Origin of the sequence: Guptibacillus hwajinpoensis (assembly GCF_001039475.1) — a bacterium.
GTDB lineage: Bacteria > Bacillota > Bacilli > Bacillales > Guptibacillaceae > Guptibacillus > Guptibacillus hwajinpoensis.
The window spans coordinates 580,422-601,946 of record NZ_LELK01000004.1; the positions used below are offsets into that span (position 1 = coordinate 580,422).

The window sequence follows — 21,525 nt, forward strand, 5'->3', positions numbered from 1 at the left end:
GAAGGAGAGTGAGCGAAATGATTCGATTAGAGAACATAACGAAAACGTATAAGAGCGGCGGAACGGTAACGAAGGCGGTTGATGACGTTTCGATTCAGGTTGAAAAAGGGAGTATCTATGGCGTCATTGGATATAGCGGTGCAGGAAAAAGCACGCTCGTTCGAATGGTGAACCTGCTGGAGCGACCGACGGATGGAAAAGTGTTTATTAATGACATTGAGCTCACTTCTTTGTCTACGGGTAAGCTTCAAAAAACTAGGCAGCGAATTGGAATGATTTTTCAATCGTTTAATCTATTGAAAACAGGTACCGTTTATCAAAATATCGCTATTCCCCTTAAGCTGACTGGCGTTCCGAAGAAAGAAATCGAAGCGCGAGTGGATAAATATTTAGAGATTGTCGGGTTATCTGATAAGCATGAAGCATATCCTTCAGAACTTTCAGGAGGACAGAAGCAGCGGGTTGCGATTGCGCGAGCTCTTGCACATGAGCCTGAAGTGCTTTTATGTGATGAAGCAACAAGCGCGCTTGACCCAGATACAACAGAATCGATTTTGACACTACTAGAACAAATTAATCGTGATTTTGGGATTACAATTTTACTTATTACACATGAAATGCACGTTGTACAGAAAATCTGTCATGAAGTGGCTGTTATGGAAAATGGGAAAGTCATTGAGCAAGGCAGAGTCGTTGATATTTTTAGTAAGCCTGAGACGACGACGTCGAAACGATTTGTACAGTCGTTATTCCAGGATGAGCTACCAAAATCGCTTGTCTCTCGTTTGAAAGAACGCGGTCAGATTGTGAATCTCTCATTTATAGGGGAAAGCTCCGGCAGTCCTGCCCTTGCGCTTGTTAGTAAGAAATTCGACGTGTATCCGTCTATTTTAGCAGGGAATATTACGCAGCTGAAAGATCAGCCTTTTGGTAGGCTTGTTGTTCATTTGGATGGAGAAGCGGAAGAAACTGCTCGGGCCGTCGCCTTTTTAGAAGAAAATGGTGTTGTCGTAGAAGGCTATGTTCAGGAGGTGGAAGCACATGTCGGCTAGAATTTCGGAATTTATTGATCTCTGGGGAGTAGATATATGGGAAGCGATCATTGAAACATTTCAAATGGTTGGAATTTCACTCTTAATCTCGGTATTAATTGGCCTTCCATTAGGTGTACTTCTAGTTTTAACGCGACCAGAAAAAGCGCTTGAGAATAAATTTTTCTTTCGTCTATTAAATGCGGTCATTAACGTTATCCGGTCAATTCCATTTATTATTCTATTGTTCTTCATTTTACCTTTTACGAAAATGATCGCCGGCACAACAATCGGAGTGAAGGGTGTCATTGTTCCACTCGTTGTCTTTACGGCGCCTTATATTGCGAGATTAATGGAGTCAGCGCTTCTTGAAGTGGACCGTGGTGTCGTTGAAGCCTATGAAGCAATGGGGGTGAAAACACGGCATATCATCTGGCATGTTCTTGTCAGAGAATCTCGGTCTTCGATTGTTCTAGGGTTAACGATTGCAACCATTGGATTGATTGGAGCAACGGCAATGGCAGGTCTTGTCGGCGCTGGTGGTCTTGGGGATCTTGCGTATCGATATGGTCATCTGCGGTATGAAGTTGATGTGATGTACGTTACCGTGTTTCTCCTAATTGTTCTTGTTCAAGGGCTCCAATCGTTCGGAAATGTACTCTCAGCTCGGTTGAAAAAAGATTAATGGAAGGAGGAGAGAGCAATGGAACCTATTCAAGTTAGAGCAACCCCTGGTTATTATGAATGTCGCGTCGGCGTCCTTAAAGAGTTACCTCGTCTTCTTCGTGAAGGAGAATTTAAGAGAGTATTTGTTATTTCAGGCGAACGATCGTGGAAGGCAGCTCAGGAGTACATTCCAGATCTGACTGATTATCAAGCAGCTTACTCGACGTATAATGGAGAATGTTCCGATGCGGAAATTGCAAGGCAATCTGAATTAGCTAGCGCACACGGTGCAGATTTCATTCTAGGTGTGGGAGGCGGCAAAGTTCTAGATGTTGCGAAAGCAGTCGGAAACAAAATCATTAAGGACGTTGGTCTCGTTCCAACGCTTGCCTCCACATGTGCAGCGACGACGCCTCTTAGTGTGAAATACACAGATGAAGGTGAATTTATTACGTATACTATTTTTCCAAGAAGTACATATCTTGTTCTTGTAGAGCCTGAAATACTTTTACGTTCACCTGTCTCATATCTGCGGGCTGGAATTGGTGATACGCTTGCCAAATGGTACGAAGCTAGAGCTTTAATTGAAGGTTTACCGTCACCTTCTGTCCCGATTCAATTAGCGTATGAAGTGGCAAAACGCTGTCGAGATGTGCTTGTTACGGATAGTGAAAGAGCTGTTCACGATCAACAGAATGGTGAATTGAGCGATGCGTTTGTGCGCGTGATTGAAACGAATCTTTTATCAGGAGGAATGGTTGGAGGTCTCGGTGATCAGTACGGTCGAATTGCTGGCGCGCACTCGATTCATAATGGACTCACTCACGTTCAGAAAGCGCACACTTTCCTACATGGTGAAAAAGTAGCGTATGGCATTCTTGTACAACTCGTGCTTGAAGGTGAGTGGGAAGAGGTGAGGGGGTTATTTGACTTCTATAAAGAAGTTGGTTTGCCACTCTCTTTAGAATCGATCGGAATAAAGCCAACAGAGATAGAAAGAGTAAGCGAGGTCATCGCAGATTACGCAACGAGAGAAGGAGAGTCAATTCACTTTCCAACGTCTACTGTTGTTACAAAGAAAGACGTGAGTGAAGCGATTCATGCACTAGAAGCATTGAAGATTACACTGAGTTAAAGGAAAGTTCATTCGACAAAAAGCGGGTGGTGACAGGCACTCCCATTCGCTTTCCTGCTTGACAGTACCACAATATGGTAGTATTTTAGATTAATGCCGACTAAACTCATGCGAATTATATTGTTTAGATTTAGAAGCGGAATAACAAAGGAGGAAACAGAATGAACACATTTTTAGTCATTTTGAATATTGCCATTTTACTTGTTCTTATTGGTGTTTTAATTAAGATGCAGCAGAAACATGTATCGTTTAGTAAGCGTGTTTTTGCTGGATTAGGGTTTGGTGTTACGCTTGGTGTTTATTTGCAAGTCGTATTCGGAGCTAGTTCAGACATTGTAAGCCAAACATCGGATTGGTATAGCATTGTCGGAAGTGGATATGTTCGTTTACTGATGATGATTGTTATTCCACTTGTCATGGTTTCAATCATTCAATCGATTACGAACCTTGAGAAGACGTCTGAGCTTGGGAAGATGTCAGGTTGGATCATTGGAATCCTTGTTTCGACAGCAATGGTTGCAGCGATCGTTGGTGTCGGAAGCTCTCTCGTTTTCGATTTAAACGCTGAGCAAATTGAAGCAGGTCAGGCAGAGCAGGATCGTGGAAGCTATCTTGAAGAAACGCTTGGTAGTGTTCAGGATATGAGTACACCGGATAAGATTCTAGCTTTCATCCCTGCCAATCCATTTGAAGACATGACAGGTGCTCGCCCCACATCTACGATTGCCGTTGTCATTTTCTCAGCGATCGTTGGGATTGCTGCGCTTGGTGTACGGAGAAAAAATCCAGAGCAAGCCGCTGTTTTCACAAAAGGCGTGAATGCTGTTTATGCGATTGTAATGCGTATTGTTACGCTAGTACTTCGTTTAACTCCGTTTGGCATCATGGGCTTGATGGCTACAACTGTCGCTCAAACAAACGTAGGTGGTATTCTCGAGTTAGGAAAGTTCGTTCTAGCTTCCTATTTAGCGTTACTTGTTATGTTTATCATTCATTTACTATTGATTGCTACTGGTGGTCTAAATCCATTAACTTATTTGAAAAAAGTTCTGCCTGTTCTTACATTTGCTTTCACATCTCGTTCAAGTGCAGGAACAATTCCGTTAAACATCTCTGCGCAGAAAAATAGTCTGGGTGTTGACGAAGGGACAGCGAACATGTCTGCTTCATTTGGAGCAACTATCGGTCAAAATGGTTGCGCTGGAATATACCCTGCAATGCTAGCTGTTATGATTGCCCCAACTGTGGGCATCGATCCGCTTAGTCCTAGCTTCTTAATTCAGCTTGTCCTCATCGTTGGCATTAGTTCATTCGGTGTGGCAGGAGTTGGCGGTGGAGCAACGTTCGCAGCACTAATCGTTCTTTCTTCTATGAACTTACCAGTCTACTTAGCTGGACTTCTGATCTCAGTCGAACCTCTTATCGATATGGGACGTACGGCACTCAATGTGAACGGTGCAATGACATCAGGTACGCTTACCTCTCGAATTCTTGGGAAGTTGAATCATGATAAATTCAACGATTCACACGCTGTTGAAAAAGACATAGCAGTATAAACAATAAACATAGCCTGCCTGTTTCGCTTTAGAAGCAGAAGCAGGCTTTTTCTATATACTTACTAATTACGATTTAGTAGAAAAAACCCCTGGTTATCATAATTGATATCCAGGGGTTAATCGTGATCGTAGTGTTTGGATTTTGCTAGGGTCATTGCGTATTCTCCTTCTATTTATGAGTTGATTAGCGGCGGTTGATGATTTCTTGTTCCAATACATAAAGATTATCCATAGTCGTCGTTTCCTCCTTCCCTTTCTGTTGCTACTTTTAGTGTACGCTGAAGTGTTCCAAACTAAACCAGCCACGGGAATGGTTTTCACCTCAGTCCAAAGATGGAGATGAGTTAAGACTATTTTCACTTCGACTTCTTTCGTCAAAAAGCGGGTGGTGACAGGCACCTGCGACCTGCGACTAAGCGCCACGTGAATCCGCGAACTCCGCACAAAGAAGGAAGAGGGGATATGATCGTCGAAAAGGAAAGGGACATCTACAATACTGGGGGAGAAGTGTATGAAATGGGTGAGGCTGCTGCTTGTGATGATACTGGTAGTTGTTGGTACTGCTTCATGTGCGTCAGAGCCTACTGTTCAGCATGAGAAGACGGATACGATTCATCTCGTCCCTGAAGGATTTGAAGGTCAGTTAATTGTCATTTATAACGTTGAGGGAGCTCCTAAATTAAAAAAGGAAAAGGGGTACACCTTGATCCCTTATCATGACGACGGTTTCTATTTAACATCTACGGAAGATATGGAATATGGAGCAGTGACTGATGAATTTTATTACGTGGACCAAAAAGATAAGCGCACCCAGATTGAACAAAACTGTACGTATCTTTTTCCTAACAGTGGCATTACGATCACGGACAGACGACTCCTTTATAGTGCCTATTATTTAACTCAATCTCATTGTAGTGAAGAGTTCTATGGAAGAGGGCCTGAGAATACAGCCAATCGTAATGTAGCGGCAAACGTGGAAGAAAAGGTAAGAGAAGAAGGACTTCTAGAGTAATAGAATCGTGTCGTACTCAAAGTTAATGAAACGTTTGTTTAACATAGAAAAAGGAAGACGAATGAGCGTAGCCGCTCATTCGTCTTCTTTTTTTTCACGATCCCAGATACGATTAACCGCTCTTAATGTGTCACCAACAAATGATAATTGGTATACGTCGGGCATATCAAGCTCTCTCCAGAAAGATACATCATACTGACTGTCATAATAGCTCATCATCAATACCATAAGGTTACCGTGTGTGCCGATTACAACGCTTTTTCCTCGATAGGTTTGTAACACTTTTTTAAAAGCATGCACCCCTCTTAGGCGAGCTATTTCATTTGATTCTCCTCCAGGAAGTTGAACGGTTTCATCACCCCAGACAGTCTCAATTGCCTTATTAAAATCGTCCACTGGCTCTTGTGCGAGAATTCTTTCTTTAAATTCTTCAATAAGCTGTATGTCTAAGTCATTGTTATCTGCGATTCCTTGTACAGTCTGAACCGCACGCATATAAGGACTCGAGAGAACTGCATCGATAGTTACATTTTTCATTACGTTAGTCAGTCGTTCTTGATCCTCTCGTCCTTTCTGTGAAAGTTCTCTTCCATACTCATCAGATGTATATGTCGAATGAGCATGGCGAACTAAATAAATTTCGGTTTCGTTCATTGTAGCGCTTCACCTCATTAACGTAGCGGGGGTCAGGTACGCGCCTGACCCCCAATGATTACCCGCGTTAGCTGGGTTCGGTTCTTTACTCCCGTTTTTTCATAGATCCGGCTCAGGTGCTTTTTAATGGTCACTTCGCTCAGGGAGAGTTCTTCTGCGAGATTTGCGTTTGAGTAACCCTGGATGACGAGCTCGACGACTTCTTTTTCCCTTGGTGTGAAGCTGAAATGATCTAGCGGCGTTTCTGTTAAATTAACGCCAATTGTTTTTGCAAAGGATTCAAGATAAAGCGGGAGGCGCGAATTCCTTAAGTCTAGTTCATATGTTTTCGATGGTCGTGATGGGCCGTAGTCAAAGTGCTTCGCTTCTGGAATTTCTTTGAAGCGAAATTGATCTAATAACGATTGATAGAAAGTAAGCGGTGTTGATGCTACAAGGATTCCATCTGTTAGAACGAGTGGGAGAAGGTGATAGAGAAGCGCTTTTCGATCCTCGCTTCGTTCGCTATCTTTTACTCCAAGGTAGCGAATGACCCATCCGAATGGTTTTGTGGCAGCCATGATTCGTTTCTCTTCTATAGAAGGGAGTCCTTCGAAGTAGCTTCGTGTAACAGGGCTACTTTTAAGATTTGGGAGCGTTGACGATTGAATCGGAATAAGGAAAGCCATTCCGGCTACATCCCCATCGCGGTTACGGAGCAACTTCACGTGTTGAATACCGATCGCTTCGATCATTTCTTTCGACAAAAAGGGATCTGGCTTATCTTTCAAGAAAGAGCTTTCTGTTAAGTAAGGTTCTATATGTGCCCAATCGTTCTGATTTGATGAAGATAGACTGTACGTGGAAAGGGATTCTGGATCGTACGGAGCCGCTTGCATCATTGGTTCTCCTAGCAAATAGAAAAACTCGCTAATTTCAGAAGAATCCATTAGCCTGTCATGTTCAAAGAATGTTCGACAATACATCAGTGCTCGTTTCCAGAGCTTATGATAGTAGGCAGGTTTTCTTCGCTTCAGATCATCTCTCATTGCTCTTTGAAAAAGAGCATTCAGCTTCCAACCGTATTCTGTCTCTTCGAAAAAAGAAAGTGAAACGAGCGCTTCGAAATCATGACGGGAGATTGGATGATCAAGCATGACTTCTATCTTTTCTTGTTGAGTGTAACGACCGATTGAAGCTACTTCAATATACGGAAGGAGTCGATCATCTTCTAACTCACTCAGCCACTCCTTTACAACTGTTCGGTAAATAGACTTTTCATCAGTTGAGTTCCATTCGTTGGTTTCTTTAAGCTTCTGAACGCAAAGCGAGAGCGCGTAGGGGTTTCCTATTGAGAATTGCCATGCTTTTTTGATGAGTTCAGGCGCTAGTGTTTGAAAGGCAAAGTCAAATTGCCCAATACTAAATCCATTCAACTCAATGGAGTGTATAAAAGGGTACCAGATCGACGCTCGCCAGGAATCATTCAAAGGCTTCCGACCGCAAAAAATGAGGATGGTTGTCGAAGGTAGTGAAGGAAGAAACGACTGCCTGAACCACTCATCAAGCGCTTCAAAACGCTCATATGAATCGATCGCAATAACAAATTTTTTCCCCTGTTGTTCAAGATTTTGAATGTGCATCGTAATGGCTTCAAGTGTTGAGACATAGGGGTTAGAGGCACCCATCTGTTCAAGTAGTGCTTGAAGAAAAACAGCTGGTTCCGCTTTTGAGTACTGCGCATTCACAAGATAGAAGGCGGCTTCTTTTCTAGTTGCTTCTCGCTGATAATGTATCATTAATTCACTTTTTCCTGTCCCCGGTTGACCAAATATGGATAGAATACCACTTCCGTTGCGATCAAGTAATTCAGAGAAAGTAGCTAGTTCTTTCTCTCTCGTTAGATTAAATGGAAAAGACTTGGGAGATTCATCATTTATTGAAGGTTCTGGAAGCATATATCCTATCACTCTCCGATGCATAAAATTACAAAAAAACGTATAAGTAGTATACTTTTGTATACTACCATGGAATCCCTGCTTTTGATAGAATAAATTAATGAATATTCTGAATTTAAAGAGTAAAGGGGGAGAAGTAAATGGAAGCTGGGAAACAGAGTCAAACTCCTCGCAAGACGTCAAACGGGATGGAAGAAAACATCGCAGGACTGTTGACCTACACGCTTGGATTCATTACGGGTATTCTTTTTCTTATTATTGAAAAGGAAAACAAATTTGTGCGATTTCACGCTATGCAATCAAGCATCGTGTTCGGATCACTTTTCGTTGTCAGTCTTGTTCTAAATGTTATTCCTGTTATTGGAGTTATAGCTTCGTCTTTCCTCTTGCCCCCACTAAGCATGATTATCTGGATCGTATTAATGGTAAAAGCGTACCAGGGTCATTTGTATAAAATTCCATGGATTGGTGATTTTTCAGAAAAACAGCTCGAGAAAATAAAGTAAAAGAAAAACCGCATGTCCTCAGGTAAGAGGACATGCGGTTTTTGTTCATTTTTTTGTTGTCAATTCATGGTCAACAACTTGTTTTAGATAATTCATAACTTCTTTTTGGAGGTCTGTACGGTTAAGAGCGAAGTCGACTGTTGCTTTAATGAAGCCGAATTTATCGCCAACGTCATAACGCTGTCCTTCAAACTCATGTGCGAATACAGCTTGCTGTTCATTCAGCACTTTGATCGCATCCGTTAATTGAACTTCGCCACCAGCTCCTTTAGGGAGATCTTCAAGAATTGAGAAGATTTCTGGTGTTAAAATGTAACGTCCTAGAATGGCGTAGTTAGAAGGTGCCTCTTCAAGAGATGGTTTCTCAACAAGTGATTTAATCGGAATAATGCCATTATCGATTTGCTCACCTTTTGGTGCAATAATACCGTACTTAGAAACAGCATCATCTGCAACTTGTTGAACGCCTACAATTGAAGTGCGATAGCGATTGTAGCTATCCATTAGTTGGCCGATACAAGGCTGATCAGATTTGACGATATCATCTCCAAGAAGAACAGCGAAAGGCTCATTACCAATAAAACGGCTTGCACAATTAATCGCATGGCCAAGTCCTTTTGGCTCTTTTTGGCGAATGTAGTGGATGTTCGCAAGGTTAGAAATTTGCTGAACTTCTTTTAACATGTCGTTCTTTTGCTTTTTAATTAGCGTTTCTTCAAGTTCATACGATTTATCAAAGTGATCTTCAATGGCGCGTTTACCACGTCCGCTGACAATGATAATATCTTCAATTCCAGCTGCCACAGCTTCTTCTACAATATATTGAATCGTTGGCTTGTCCACGATTGGTAGCATTTCTTTTGGTTGTGCTTTAGTTGCTGGTAAGAACCTTGTTCCCAGACCAGCAGCTGGTATGATCGCCTTCCTAACTCTCATGTTGAATCCTCCCAGTAACTAACTAATTTGAAATCCTAATAAGTGCTTACTAATATTAACATATTTCAAGACTTTTTTCCTGCTTCTTCAAGATTGAGCCAATACGTACAGTGTCTTTTGCCATATAAAATGAAGGCCTTACTAGTAGCTAAAATAACGTCCGCTAACAGAATTTTCGACAGGGAGTGTAGGTTTCCTTCTTTATCTACCAATGTTATTATTAAAGATAATTAAATTCGGTGTTACAAATTTTACACAATCTGTGCATGTAGTAGGAGGAATACTATCCTCTTCTCAGCTCGTAGACATTGGTTCTATAGTGGGGTGAATTTTCGCTCCTACCCGCTTTCCGCGGGGCGGGACACTTGAGCCTCCTCGTCGCTAACGCTCCTGCCGGGTCTCACCTGTCCCGATAGTCCCGCAGGAGTCGAGCATCCTTCCGCTTCAATTAGCGAAGTGTGGTGTTTTATTCAATAATGGCTTCAAAAGCAACAAATACCCTCTAAAGAACCTTATAAAATCAATTTGTAGAAAATACTCCTATAGAATCGTAGTTAGGGTGTACTAAGTTATTAAAGAGGGTACGTAATTACATTTATAATTAACTGATTATTCTAACTATATAGCGAGCAGCTGACGTTTTGTGTTTTTCAGTTATCCAAATGGGGTAATGGTAATGTTAGATGTAAGTCGTTCTGTACTAATGTGCTCTTAAAGGATAAATTTCTATTACGATCACTTTAAGATCATAAATCGAGATTGAATACGAAAAGTGTTAGAGTCAAATAATTCGTCTTATTTCTTCAAGAAAGTTCACAGATTTGACAGTGAAAATCTCGTTTCTCCTAAATTTTACAATGATTATTGTGTTGCTTTCATGTATACTTAAATATTAGATTGAAAAGGTTTATCTGAAATAGTCTCATAGAAAGATAGAGAGATAAGGCGAAGTTGTGAAGGGATGAAAAGAAATGAAAGAATTGTTCTTTTCCGTGCTTCTCGTCGTGAAGAATGAAGAGAGGTATATTCGTAAGTTGCTCGACGGTGTCCTGCAACAGGAGTTTCCTCAAGATTCATATGAAATTCTAGTCGTTGATGGAATGTCATCTGATCGAACGAAGGATATTGTAGAAGATGTCAGCCAGAAGAACCCGGGAAAAATACGATTGTTTGATAATCCAAAAGAAACTCTGCCAACAGGATGGAATCTAGCTATTAATAATGCAAAAGGCCAGTATATCTTGAGAGTCGATGGCCATACAATGATTCCAACTAATTTCCTAATGAGTTACTATGATTTGATTCAGCGCAAGCCTGATATGGACTGTGTTGGCGGCGTTATTCGTACAGAAGGAAAAGGTTTCTGGGGCACCATTAATGCGTATGTTTATTCGCATCCAATGGGCGTTGGAAATTCAATGTTTCGTATTACATCAAGCTCGAGTAAGTGGGAAGGACAAGTTGATACAGTGCCATATGGTGCGTATAAACGTGAGGTGTTCCAAAAAGTCGGCTTGTTTAACGAAAATTTAAGAAGAAGTGAAGATATAGAGTTTCATGCAAGGGTTAGAAATGATGGAGGACAATTTTACTTATCAAGTGATATTGCTTCTACCTACTTTGCGAGAGATAGCCTGAAAGCATTTGTTCAAAAATCTTATGCTGATGGTAAATGGGGTATTATTGCTTCAAGTGGTACTCGTGGTGTGATGAGGTTTCGACAGCTCGCGCCGCTGATGGCGTTCATGACTGGCACAGCTCTTGGAGTGGGAGCGTTGTTTAACGATGCGTTTCTGATTAGTTTGCTTACCCTTTCAGCTGTCTATCTAATGATGATCGGAGTGTCTTCACTCGGGGTCATTGAGAAACATGGTTTCCGTGCCTATGTTCCAACCGTGATGCAGTTTTTCCTGCTTCACTTTACTAGAGGACTTGGACTTGTGGGCGGATACTTTAGCAAACAATACTGGAAGGTGAAAACCGGGCATGAAAAATGGGCAAGAATTACTACCGACCACGTTTCTTGATAATGAGACCATTCTTTCTTATCGAAAGCAGTCTCAATCACTAAGCTACAAAGAAGATTTGTGGTCATGGTACGTATTAAGAAGAATCTCGATTTATATTACACTACTATTTTGTAAGCTACGCTTAAAACCAAATACAGTCAGTTGGATGAGCGCATTCTTCATATTGCTATCTGGCTTATCACTTGTTATGGCGACGCCGATCTCAATTGTGTTCGCTGCGTTATTCTATAATATAGGATATTTATTCGACTGTGTTGATGGAGAGCTTGCAAGAATAACGAAACAAACGTCATCTAAAGGCTACTATATCGACATTATCATACAAGCTGCAGCACTTCCGGTCTTTCTATCGATGGTTTTAACGGTACTAAGGAAGAGTGGTTTGCTTGATGTTACAACACTCGAAATCACACTTGTTTACGTGACCTTTGTAGCGATAATAATGGCGCTGCTTGTACCTATTGCGTATCAGTTAACGAACTTAACAATGTCGCAATCAACTACTCAAGATCCTGTTAACTCGATTCGAGATGGTTCGTTCTTTTTCGATGTTGTTGCTGTTCTACTTGGTTTACCAGGTTTCTTCGTTGTTATTGTCATTATTGCTTTCATTGAGCAGGTAACAAGTTTTGATTTAATGCTTTACTATGTGCTGTTTTTCCTAGCGATGCTTGTTATTAAGACAGGCCTTCGCGTATTTATTACATCGCGTTCATTTGATAGAAGCTAGTACATCTAATTTTCTACACTTTTAGTATAAATCAATAACATCGACTGTGATGTTAAGTCTTAATAAAGATTGTAAATTGTTTGTTAATTCGTGTCTCGTGAAGAAATGAAAAAAAATAACTGGAGGGGTCGAAATGAAGAAGGTTTTGACTTACGGTACGTTTGATTTATTGCATTGGGGACATATTAATTTATTAAAAAGAGCAAAGGATTTGGGCGACTATTTAGTTGTAGCCATCTCTACTGATGAGTTCAATAAAATCAAGAATAAAAAAGCGTATCATAGCTATGAAAATCGCAAAATGATTCTAGAAGCCATTCGCTATGTTGATGAAGTTATCCCTGAAGAACATTGGGAACAAAAAGTGGATGACGTTAAGAACCATGAGGTAGATATCTTTGTAATGGGTGACGACTGGGAAGGTAAATTTGATTTCCTAAAGGATCATTGTGAAGTTGTTTATCTACCGAGAACTGCAGGAATTTCAACAACAAAAATAAAAGAAGAACTGCTTGTATCTAACGGATAACGGTCGAGCAGTAGATAATAATTATTTGGGGTGCTAGGAATTTTTATGGGACAAATCAGCGTAATTCTAACCGTTTATAATAAAGAAGATTATATTGAGAACTGTTTAGCGTCACTGCTCAACCAAACGTACAGGGATTTTGAAATCATCCTGATTGATGACGCCTCAACTGATGAAAGTAGAGCGATCATTCAGGGGTACACCGATCCGAGGCTGAAAATTCATCATCTCGAAACAAATGTTGGCGTAGCGAAAGCTCGTAATATTGGGATTGGGTATGCCTCAGGAGACTATATCTATTTTGTGGACGGTGACGATTACCTTGCACCATATACCCTAGAGCTCTTTATTCAGAACATTGGAGATTCCCCACTAATTGGTGGTTCCATTTTCAAAGGTGGAAAGGTTGAAATTTCACTCGACATTGGAGAAGATTCATATAATCTACGTGAGTTACGTGGCGGAAAGAAGGTAAAAGCACTTCGCAGAAGAAGTTCGGTTAACTTTCTAATTCGTAAAGACTATGTAGAGGAGCATGACCTTCAATTTGATGAGCAAGCAACGTTCTACACAGATCTTTCGTTTTCAATTCCTGCCATTGTGAACACTGAGAGCATTCCAATGATAACGGGACTTCCAACTTATCTAAAAGGGGAGTGTTATGATCCAATCGATCATCCTACCCTCATGCTTCATGCTGTAGAAGAGAAGCTACCGGATTTATTCTACATTTATCACAAAATGAAGTTATCGTATGGAGACAAGAAAAGCATTAGTCGTTACCTTGATCTTCTTCTATTGAATTACTATTCAAGAAGTATTACGAATAAAGCAGCGAAGGAACCAGACGTGTTATTCGATCACTTCACTTCATTGAAAAATAGTCTTTCACTTGTTGCACCTGGAAGAATAAAGCGACGGAATATCATTGAAAGAAGAGAGCATCGCTTGATTCAAAAGGGGAATAAGGAAGCTGTTCTAAAATCAATGGAGTTCAGAAGAAGCTTACGTGAGTGGCGCAGAGCATTTAGGAAGAAGCATCTTCTTATGCGTCAGGTTTATCGATCTTTTCTTGTTAAAATGCCCATTAAAAAGCGAAAAGTTCTTCTTGAAAGCTTTGGCGGTAAAGGCTATTCAGATAGTCCTCGCTATATTTACGAAGAGTTAGTAAAGAGTGATCACAAGTATAACTACTTGTGGGTTTATGATAAAAAGAAGAAAGACATACCAGGTAATCCGAAACAAGTGCGGCGCTTAAGTCCAGCGTATTATTATCACTTAGCTACAGCAAAATACTGGGTATCGAATGCAAGAATGCCTAACTTTGCAATTAAACGACCAGAAACGGTTTATCTGCAAACGTGGCATGGTACTCCATTGAAGAAGCTTGCTGCTGATATGAAAGAAGTGCGCATGCCTGGTACAACAACAGAGAAATATAAGCGGAATTTCTATAAAGAGTCGCAGAAATGGGATTACCTTGTTTCTCCGAACGATTATTCAACGAACATCTTCAGAAGAGCTTTCAAGTTCGGGAATGAAATGCTAGATGTAGGTTATCCAAGGAATGATATTCTTTATCTTGATGATGAGGAGAAAGCTCGTCGTCAACAGGAAATCAAAGCTAGTATTGGGATTCCGTTAGATAAGAAAGTCATTTTATATGCGCCAACATGGCGTGATGACGAGTTTCATGGAAAAGGGAAGTACAAGTTTGAAATTAAGCTTGATCTCATGAAAATGCAGGAACGACTTGGTGATGAGTACGTTATTGGCTTACGGATGCACTATTTAATTGCTGATCATATTGATACAACGGGTATGGACGACTTCGTTTATAACTTATCTGATTATGGAGATATTGCAGAGCTCTATTTACTATCAGATGTGTTAATTACGGACTATTCATCTGTGTTCTTTGATTTCGCAAACTTGCGCCGTCCGATTCTCTTTTTCACATATGATATTGCGAAGTATCGTGATTCACTTCGCGGATTTTATATGGACTTCGAGAATGAAGCCCCTGGTCCATTACTGCAAACGTCTGATGCTGTTCTCGATGCGATTGAGAACATCGGACGAATTGAGAACGACTATGAAAGCAAATTCAATGCTTTTTATGATAAGTATTGCCATCTTGATGATGGACATGCTGCACAGAAAGTTATTAATAGAGTGTTTGAGCCAGAAAAGGCTTAACTTTAATGAATACGTTAGAACAGGATACTGCCGCTGGTAAGGCACTATCCTGTTTTTCAGAACAATAGAAGCATCAACTATTTGTTGAGAGTAAGGTGTCAAGTTCATGAAAAAGCTATTGAAGATGTTGAAAATCTATCCAATGATGAAGGCGTTTAGTCGACTTCTTTTTGTGGCGCTTGGTCGCTTTCCAGCAAATAAGCGTCTCGTCATTTTTGAGAGCTTTTCGGGAAAACAGTACAGCTGTAATCCGAGGGCAATCTATGAGTACCTTGAAGAACATGGTTACGATCTTGAAATGATTTGGAGCGTTGAGGAAGCTAATGCTGAATCTTTTCGCAAAAGGGGTATACCAACGGTAAGGCGCTTTTCGCTTAGGTGGTTCTATCTTATGGCGCGTGCAAAGTATTGGGTGACGAACAGTCGAATGTCACTTTGGATTCCAAAGCCAGCTCATACAGTATACGTTCAAACGTGGCATGGCACACCGCTAAAAAAACTTGCTGGAGATATGGATGAAGTCTATATGCCAGGAACTAACACGCTTTCTTATAAGGAGAATTTCTATAAGGAAGCCGCCAAGTGGGACTATCTTATTTCACCAAATCGCTATTCAAGTGACATTTTCAAGCGGGCGTTTGGCTTTAAGAAAAACATGATTGAGTCAGGCTATCCGCGTAATGATCGTCTTCATTTGGATAATGCACATGATCATATTGATGCAATCAAAAAGATCTATGATATTCCAGTTGAGAAAAAAGTCGTTCTTTATGCTCCAACTTGGCGCGATGATGAATTCTATCAAGCAGGGAAGTATAAGCATGAGTTGAAGCTTGATCTGGATTTGCTGAAACGTGAAATAGGCGATGAGTATGTTATTATTTTGCGGATGCACTATTTAATCGCGGAGCAATTTGATTTATCGCGTTATGAAGGATTTGCGTTTGATTTGTCTGTAGGCGTTGATGTGAACGATCTGTATTTAATGTCAGATGTACTCATTACGGATTATTCGTCGGTGTTCTTTGATTATGCGAATTTAAGACGTCCGATTATATTCTTCACTTATGATCTCGCATCTTATCGAGACAAATTACGCGGTTTCTATTTTGATCTAGAAGTAGAAGCCCCAGGTCCAGTCGTTACAACCTCTGCAGAAGTGTTAAAAGCCATCCAAACGTTTGAGAACGAAGGATTTGGCGCATTCGAGGAAAGATACAATGATTTCTATAATACGTATTGTTACCTCGAAGGAGGGTCTGCTACCAAAAAGGTTGTTGACCAAATTTTTGTTAGTGAGGCAAAATAAGCATGAATTCGATGATGGCAGTTATAAGAGAACAGGTAAGTAACTTTTACCTAATTAACCGTCTTTCGGTTTATCAGGTGAAAAGTACAAATAATAATAACTATCTAGGCATGGTTTGGGAAGTACTTAATCCGCTGTTCCAGATGAGTATATACTGGTTTGTGTTTGGATTTGGGATTAGACAGGGTGAACCTGTCGATGGCATTCCTTTTGTTTTATGGATGTCAGCAGGACTTGTCGTCTGGTTCTTCTTTAATCCAGCTGTAATTCAAGGGTCAAAATCCATTTACACGAGACTGTCGATGGTCTCGAAGATGAATTTCCCGATGAGTACGATTCCTAGTTTTGTAATCATGTCGGTTTTCTATCAACATTTAATTTTACTTGGCATTTACTTTGCGGCGGTATTAATGACAGGTCAGGGATTGTCCTGGCACTTGATTCAACTGCCCTATTATATGTTTGCACTAATTATCTTAATCTTTGCGATCTCGCTGATTACGTCGACGCTATCGACAATCGTTCGGGATGTGCACAAAATGTTGCAGTCGTTTATTCGTATGTTTCTTTATTTAACTCCAATTCTATGGACAATTGATTCCCTACCGGAATTTATCCAAGTAGGAATGAAACTTAATCCACTGTATTATATAGTGGAGGGCTACAGAGATGCACTTCTAGGAATGGGCTGGGTTCATCAATCGCTTCAATACACCCTTTATTATTGGGTGGTTGTGGTGTTACTATTGATGATTGGATCCTACCTTCACATGAAGTTCAAAAGTCATTTCGTAGACTATATCTAATAAGGACTGTCGTTTATGAGTTATTCAGTAAAACTAAACGGTATTACCAAAAAATATAAAATGCACAGACAGAATTCCGATAAGCTAAAGGACATTATTTTACCTGGTGGCTATGGGGAAGATTTCTATGCGATTCGCGATTTGACCTTTGAAGCTGGTAAAGGTGACGTTGTTGGCATTATCGGCGTAAACGGTTCGGGTAAATCCACTTTCTCCAATCTTGTAGCAAACATTACACCACCTACAAGTGGCGAAATCGATGTGAAAGGTGATGTCTCGCTTATTGCGGTGTCTGCTGGTTTGAACAAAGAACTAACAGGCCGTGAGAACATTGAGTTGAAGCTTCTTATGATGGGGTATAAGAAAAATAAGATTGAAGAAATGAAGCCTGACATTATTGAATTTGCCGACATTGGTAAATTTATCGATATGCCTGTGAAGAAATATTCAAGCGGAATGAAGTCTCGTCTTGGATTCTCCATTTCCATTAGTGTTGATCCAGACGTTCTCATTGTGGATGAGGCGCTGTCAGTCGGTGATAAAACATTCGCTGACAAATGTCTTGTGAAAATGAATGAGTTTAAAGAACGTGGCAAAACGATCTTCTTCGTCAGTCATTCGAACGGACAGATGAAGAAATTCTGTAACAAGGCATTGTGGCTTGAGCATGGAACAATTCGTGAGTACGGGCCAATGAAAGAAGTGATGCCGCACTATGAGGCATTCATTAAAGAATACAAATCGTGGTCGAAAGAAGAGAAACGACGCTTTAGAGAAGAGGGAACTAAGAAACAAGAAGGACTCGCGACGGCTGAATCAGCTAGTAGCGAAGAGAAAGAGAAACGTAAAAAGTCCTGGATTCTGTTTTAGTATACTTGCTTCTTTCCGATTGATATCTTGTCTTAAACCGTCCTTGTGTAGGGCGGTTTTTTGTATAATTGCACCGAATCACTCCTAAACAGCACATCAAAAATTAGGATATTTATGGTATGATGAGAAGAGATTTTTTGTAGTTCGATTAGTGAATGGGGGAAAAGGAATGGCTATTTTGGTAACAGGTGGAGCAGGGTACATTGGAAGTCATACGTGTGTACAGCTTTTAAATCACGGCTCTGATATTGTCGTGGTGGATAACTTTTCGAATAGTAAAATGGAGTCGCTTGATCGTGTACGCGAGCTAACGGAAAGAGATTTTCCTTTCTATGAAGTTGATTTACTCGATCGCGCATCTCTTGAGCAAGTGTTTAAAGAGAATGAAATTGAAGCTGTAATCCATTTTGCTGGGTTAAAAGCAGTGGGTGAATCTGTTTCCAAACCGCTTCATTACTACCACAACAACTTAACAGGTACATTTGTTCTATGTGAAGTGATGGAAAAGTACAACGTTCGTAACATCGTATTTAGTTCGTCTGCTACTGTATATGGTATGCCTGATACGATGCCGATTACGGAAGAAGCGCCGCTAAGTGCAACAAATCCGTACGGTCAGACAAAGCTCATGATCGAACAAATTCTACGCGATTTGTATGTAGCAGATTCCAATTGGAGCATTGCGCTTCTTCGCTACTTTAATCCAATTGGTGCACATGTAAGTGGTCGAATTGGAGAAGATCCTAATGGCATTCCAAACAACTTGATGCCGTTTATTAGCCAGGTAGCCGTTGGTAAGCTTGAGCAGCTCAGCGTGTTTGGTGATGATTACGATACGGCAGATGGGACAGGCGTCCGCGATTACATTCACGTTGAAGATCTTGCGAACGGCCATCTTAAAGCGCTCCAGCATATTCTTGGTACAACAGGTGTTGAGGCATATAATCTAGGTACAGGGAATGGCTATAGCGTTCTTCAGATGGTGAAAGCTTTTGAAGAAGCAACAGGTAAAGAAGTAAAGTATTCCGTTGCACCACGTCGCCCAGGCGACATCGCAGAATGCTATGCAGATCCAACAAAAGCAAAAGAAGAACTTGGTTGGGTCGCAGAGAAGGGAATCGAAGAAATGTGCCAAGACACATGGCGCTGGCAGTCTAAGAACCCTGACGGTTATAAAAGGGGTCAGGTGCGTACCTGACCCCCTCGAAAGACAGATGTCCCTCCACGGAGGACACCTAGGCCTGCTCTTTAATAGAGCGGGTTTTTTGTTTAGGATGAGCTTCTTTTGTTATAATACCTGCGATGGTATCAATAATTAAAAATAAATCCCAAGGAGGTTTTGATTGTGGCTGGTAAACGGTTCAAACCTAGTAAGGCGGATCGACTTCTTGATCCTAAACGACGAGAGTTCATTTCACCTGAGCAAGTGATGACAGAGCTTGACGTAAAGGCAACGGATCATGTTGCTGATCTTGGAGCAGGAAATGGGTACTTTACATTGCCATTAGCTGAAGTAGTTGAAAAGGTATATGCTGTTGATATTGAAAAGCAGATGTTAGATCTTCTTCGAAAGCGTGCATCTGAAACGGATGGAGCAGACAATATTGACTATGTTGTGAGTAGTCTTGAGCAAATTAACCTGCCTGATCGCGTAGCTGACAAAGCCATTGCGGCTTTTGTAATTCATGAAGTTCCCGATCTTACTAAAGCATTTCAAGAGTTTAAGCGAATCATTAAGCCAGGACAGAAGTTGCTCATTCTCGAATGGGAAGCCATTGAAATGGATATGGGTCCTCCGATTGAGGAACGGATATCTTCTGCGATGATGAAGGAGATTTTTGTGGAGAATGGATTAGAACCAGTGGTTAAGCATTTCAATGAAGCCGTTTATGCGGTAGCGGCGACGGTTTAAAAGGGGAGTGAGAGGGGCAGAGGGGGTCAGGCACGTGCCTGACCCCCTCCAAATACAAGTGTCCTCCCACTGTGGACATTCTCAAACATAAACACTTTCTTCTTAGGAAGAGGGTGTTTTTTATGTAAAGAAAATAAAAAACATTGTGCAATAAAAAGTAAAAATTATAGTAAATATTTACTTGACTATCTTTCGAATGTCACTTAATCTAAATTTATGTATACGCTTTCATTAAGTTTTTTCGCAAGTTGTGTAGTAAACAAATTGGAGGGGTAAATTTGAAAAAGGTAGCGGGTCGTATTAGTTTAATGCTTATTTTAATTCTCGTTCTTGGGGCATGTTCAAGTTCTGACAGCTCAAGTGAAGGATCTGCAGGAGACGGCGAAGGCAATAAAGTAACGGCATGGGCGTGGAACATTAACGTACCAGTGCTTGAGGAAGCAGCTAAGAAATTTAAGGAAGAGAATCCTGATTTCGAACTAGAGGTTGTGGAACTCGGACGTGAAGATGTTTACTCGAAATTAACAACTGGTCTTCAAGCCGGTGGAAAAGGGTTACCTGATATCATCCTTGTAGAGGACGATCGTGTGCAAGGGTATATGGAAACATTTCCGGATGCATTTGTGAATGTATCGGATATGGGGTTTGATGAGAGTAAAAGTAGCTTTCCTACGTATAAAACAGATCTCCTTTCAAAAGATGGTGCGATGTATGGCTTCCCATTTGACGGTGGACCAACAGGTGTATTCTACCGCACCGACTATTTTGAAGAAGCAGGGGTAAACCCTGATGAGATCAAGACGTGGGATGACTTTATAGAAGCAGGTAAAAAGATCAAAGATGCAACGGGTAAAGCGATGCTTGGTCTTGATTTGAATGGTGATGATGGACTGTATCGTATGATGATGACGCAGCAGGGAACGTTTTATTTTGATGATGAGAAAAATGTGAACTTTACGTCTGAAGAGTCAAAGCAGGCGTCTGAAAAAGTGAAAATGATGAAAGAAGCTGGACTTGTGAAAGATACGGTTGGTTGGGATGCATGGATAAGTGCGATGGCTCAAGGTGAAGTGGCAACTGCACCATCTGGAGCATGGTTGAGTGGATCTATTACTCAACAGGCGAAAGATACAGAAGGAAACTGGGGTGTGTTCAAGCTACCAGCATTTGAAGAAGATGGAAACAGAGCATCAAATCTTGGTGGAAGTAATTATGTAATTACGAGTGCGAGCAACAATCAGGACATGGCGTACGATTTCATGGAGTTCTTCTCAACAAATGATGACGTACAGTTAACTGCTATGGATAACGGTTTGTTCCCAACGTTGAACACGATTTATGAGAATGAAGCATTCACAAAAGAAGTTTCGTTCTTTAGTAATCAACCGATTTGGGAGCTGTTTGCAAGTGAAATGAACGATATTCCTTCTGTTAACTTTACTGGCAACTATGCGATTGCGAGCGATGAGTCGATCAAAGCACAATCTGAAATTATGAATGATCAGAAATCGATTGAAGAAGCGTATAAAGCAGCGGAAGATCGGTTGAAGAATCGGATTCAATAGTGAAAAGGGTGGGCAGGTACGTGCCTGACCCCCTATAAAGACAAAATGGGGAAAGTGTCCATCATAGGTGGACACTTTCTTCTTTTTATAAGCAGGGGGTCAGAGAGGGGTCAGACCCCATTAGTAAAAACTCTAGTAAACT

Annotated in this window: 18 protein-coding genes and 1 pseudogene; 16 read left to right on the forward strand and 3 right to left on the reverse strand. The window is 40.9% G+C overall.

Features of this window, described 5'->3' with window-relative positions:
- Positions 1-17: 17 nt before the first annotated feature.
- The 5 genes from AB986_RS13190 to AB986_RS21235 all read left to right on the forward strand — a co-directional run bounded on the left by AB986_RS13190 (position 18) and on the right by AB986_RS21235 (position 5,400).
- On the forward strand, positions 18-1,052 hold the full coding sequence (locus AB986_RS13190) for a methionine ABC transporter ATP-binding protein (protein ID WP_048311582.1): 1,035 nt from the start codon (positions 18-20) through the stop codon (positions 1,050-1,052).
- On the forward strand, positions 1,042-1,716 hold the full coding sequence (locus AB986_RS13195) for a methionine ABC transporter permease (RefSeq protein ID WP_048311583.1): 675 nt from the start codon (positions 1,042-1,044) through the stop codon (positions 1,714-1,716). The genes AB986_RS13190 and AB986_RS13195 overlap by 11 nt, the downstream gene beginning before the upstream one ends.
- 18 nt (positions 1,717-1,734) lie before the next feature.
- The gene (locus tag AB986_RS13200) at positions 1,735-2,832 is read left to right on the forward strand and encodes an iron-containing alcohol dehydrogenase family protein (protein WP_048311584.1); all 1,098 of its coding nucleotides are present in this window, start codon (positions 1,735-1,737) and stop codon (positions 2,830-2,832) included.
- Between the two features lie 161 nt (positions 2,833-2,993).
- On the forward strand, positions 2,994-4,388 hold the full coding sequence (locus tag AB986_RS13205; RefSeq protein WP_048311585.1) for an L-cystine transporter: 1,395 nt from the start codon (positions 2,994-2,996) through the stop codon (positions 4,386-4,388).
- 511 nt (positions 4,389-4,899) lie between these two features.
- Positions 4,900-5,400, forward strand: coding sequence for a DUF6843 domain-containing protein (locus tag AB986_RS21235; RefSeq protein ID WP_053216181.1), 501 nt, complete (start codon positions 4,900-4,902; stop codon positions 5,398-5,400).
- Positions 5,401-5,475: 75 nt separating this feature from the next.
- On the opposite strand, the gene AB986_RS13215 is transcribed toward AB986_RS21235, so the two are convergent.
- Complete coding sequence (locus AB986_RS13215; RefSeq protein WP_048311586.1) at positions 5,476-6,054, reverse strand: histidine phosphatase family protein; 579 nt, start codon at positions 6,052-6,054, stop codon at positions 5,476-5,478.
- Positions 6,055-6,086: 32 nt separating this feature from the next.
- Positions 6,087-7,991 (reverse strand): LuxR C-terminal-related transcriptional regulator, encoded by a 1,905-nt coding sequence (locus AB986_RS13220; RefSeq protein ID WP_048311587.1) that lies wholly within the window; start codon positions 7,989-7,991, stop codon positions 6,087-6,089.
- A gap of 140 nt (positions 7,992-8,131) precedes the next feature.
- Between AB986_RS13220 and AB986_RS13225 the strand changes: the two genes are divergently transcribed.
- Positions 8,132-8,497, forward strand: coding sequence for a DUF4870 domain-containing protein (locus AB986_RS13225; protein WP_048311588.1), 366 nt, complete (start codon positions 8,132-8,134; stop codon positions 8,495-8,497).
- Between the two features lie 45 nt (positions 8,498-8,542).
- On the opposite strand, the gene galU is transcribed toward AB986_RS13225, so the two are convergent.
- Positions 8,543-9,433 carry a UTP--glucose-1-phosphate uridylyltransferase GalU gene (galU, locus tag AB986_RS13230; protein WP_048311589.1) on the reverse strand — a complete coding sequence of 297 codons (891 nt, stop codon included), beginning with the start codon at positions 9,431-9,433 and terminating at the stop codon, positions 8,543-8,545.
- Positions 9,434-10,404: 971 nt separating this feature from the next.
- On the opposite strand from galU, the gene AB986_RS13235 reads away from it, so the two are divergent.
- The 10 genes and pseudogenes from AB986_RS13235 to AB986_RS13280 all read left to right on the forward strand — a co-directional run bounded on the left by AB986_RS13235 (position 10,405) and on the right by AB986_RS13280 (position 21,383).
- Positions 10,405-11,460: a glycosyltransferase family 2 protein gene (locus AB986_RS13235; RefSeq protein ID WP_048311590.1), complete on the forward strand. Its 1,056-nt coding sequence runs from the start codon at positions 10,405-10,407 to the stop codon at positions 11,458-11,460.
- Complete coding sequence (locus tag AB986_RS13240; protein ID WP_048311591.1) at positions 11,420-12,193, forward strand: CDP-alcohol phosphatidyltransferase family protein; 774 nt, start codon at positions 11,420-11,422, stop codon at positions 12,191-12,193. The genes AB986_RS13235 and AB986_RS13240 overlap by 41 nt, the downstream gene beginning before the upstream one ends.
- A 133-nt stretch (positions 12,194-12,326) precedes the next feature.
- Positions 12,327-12,722 (forward strand): glycerol-3-phosphate cytidylyltransferase, encoded by a 396-nt coding sequence (gene tagD / locus AB986_RS13245; RefSeq protein WP_048311592.1) that lies wholly within the window; start codon positions 12,327-12,329, stop codon positions 12,720-12,722.
- Positions 12,723-12,767: 45 nt separating this feature from the next.
- Positions 12,768-14,921 carry a bifunctional glycosyltransferase/CDP-glycerol:glycerophosphate glycerophosphotransferase gene (locus tag AB986_RS13250; protein ID WP_048311593.1) on the forward strand — a complete coding sequence of 718 codons (2,154 nt, stop codon included), beginning with the start codon at positions 12,768-12,770 and terminating at the stop codon, positions 14,919-14,921.
- A gap of 106 nt (positions 14,922-15,027) precedes the next feature.
- Positions 15,028-16,230 (forward strand): CDP-glycerol glycerophosphotransferase family protein, encoded by a 1,203-nt coding sequence (locus tag AB986_RS13255; RefSeq protein WP_048311594.1) that lies wholly within the window; start codon positions 15,028-15,030, stop codon positions 16,228-16,230.
- 2 nt (positions 16,231-16,232) lie between these two features.
- Entirely contained in the window at positions 16,233-17,036 is an 804-nt protein-coding gene (locus tag AB986_RS13260) for an ABC transporter permease (RefSeq protein ID WP_048311595.1), read from the forward strand.
- A 15-nt stretch (positions 17,037-17,051) separates the two neighbouring features.
- Positions 17,052-17,873: pseudogene (tagH, locus tag AB986_RS13265) on the forward strand (teichoic acids export ABC transporter ATP-binding subunit TagH); the annotation flags it as partial.
- A gap of 202 nt (positions 17,874-18,075) precedes the next feature.
- Positions 18,076-19,104 (forward strand): UDP-glucose 4-epimerase GalE, encoded by a 1,029-nt coding sequence (gene galE / locus AB986_RS13270; protein ID WP_048311597.1) that lies wholly within the window; start codon positions 18,076-18,078, stop codon positions 19,102-19,104.
- Positions 19,105-19,251: 147 nt separating this feature from the next.
- Positions 19,252-19,818: a class I SAM-dependent methyltransferase gene (locus AB986_RS13275; RefSeq protein WP_048311599.1), complete on the forward strand. Its 567-nt coding sequence runs from the start codon at positions 19,252-19,254 to the stop codon at positions 19,816-19,818.
- A gap of 278 nt (positions 19,819-20,096) precedes the next feature.
- On the forward strand, positions 20,097-21,383 hold the full coding sequence (locus AB986_RS13280) for an ABC transporter substrate-binding protein (RefSeq protein ID WP_048311600.1): 1,287 nt from the start codon (positions 20,097-20,099) through the stop codon (positions 21,381-21,383).
- Positions 21,384-21,525 lie beyond the last annotated feature (142 nt).

Excerpts from the sequence above, each read along its gene's own strand:
- AB986_RS13205 (WP_048311585.1), top strand. The coding sequence starts at position 2,994 with ATGAACACATTTTTAGTCATTTTGAATATTGCCATTTTACTTGTTCTT.
- AB986_RS13200 (WP_048311584.1), top strand. The coding sequence starts at position 1,735 with ATGGAACCTATTCAAGTTAGAGCAACCCCTGGTTATTATGAATGTCGC.
- AB986_RS13215 (WP_048311586.1), bottom strand. The coding sequence starts at position 6,054 with ATGAACGAAACCGAAATTTATTTAGTTCGCCATGCTCATTCGACATAT.
- AB986_RS13255 (WP_048311594.1), top strand. The coding sequence starts at position 15,028 with ATGAAAAAGCTATTGAAGATGTTGAAAATCTATCCAATGATGAAGGCG.
- tagD (WP_048311592.1), top strand. The coding sequence starts at position 12,327 with ATGAAGAAGGTTTTGACTTACGGTACGTTTGATTTATTGCATTGGGGA.
- AB986_RS13240 (WP_048311591.1), top strand. The coding sequence starts at position 11,420 with ATGAAAAATGGGCAAGAATTACTACCGACCACGTTTCTTGATAATGAG.
- AB986_RS13220 (WP_048311587.1), bottom strand. The coding sequence starts at position 7,991 with ATGCTTCCAGAACCTTCAATAAATGATGAATCTCCCAAGTCTTTTCCA.
- galU (WP_048311589.1), bottom strand. The coding sequence starts at position 9,433 with ATGAGAGTTAGGAAGGCGATCATACCAGCTGCTGGTCTGGGAACAAGG.
- AB986_RS13225 (WP_048311588.1), top strand. The coding sequence starts at position 8,132 with ATGGAAGCTGGGAAACAGAGTCAAACTCCTCGCAAGACGTCAAACGGG.
- AB986_RS13250 (WP_048311593.1), top strand. The coding sequence starts at position 12,768 with ATGGGACAAATCAGCGTAATTCTAACCGTTTATAATAAAGAAGATTAT.
- galE (WP_048311597.1), top strand. The coding sequence starts at position 18,076 with ATGGCTATTTTGGTAACAGGTGGAGCAGGGTACATTGGAAGTCATACG.
- AB986_RS13195 (WP_048311583.1), top strand. The coding sequence starts at position 1,042 with ATGTCGGCTAGAATTTCGGAATTTATTGATCTCTGGGGAGTAGATATA.
- AB986_RS21235 (WP_053216181.1), top strand. The coding sequence starts at position 4,900 with ATGAAATGGGTGAGGCTGCTGCTTGTGATGATACTGGTAGTTGTTGGT.
- AB986_RS13260 (WP_048311595.1), top strand. The coding sequence starts at position 16,233 with ATGAATTCGATGATGGCAGTTATAAGAGAACAGGTAAGTAACTTTTAC.
- AB986_RS13190 (WP_048311582.1), top strand. The coding sequence starts at position 18 with ATGATTCGATTAGAGAACATAACGAAAACGTATAAGAGCGGCGGAACG.
- AB986_RS13235 (WP_048311590.1), top strand. The coding sequence starts at position 10,405 with ATGAAAGAATTGTTCTTTTCCGTGCTTCTCGTCGTGAAGAATGAAGAG.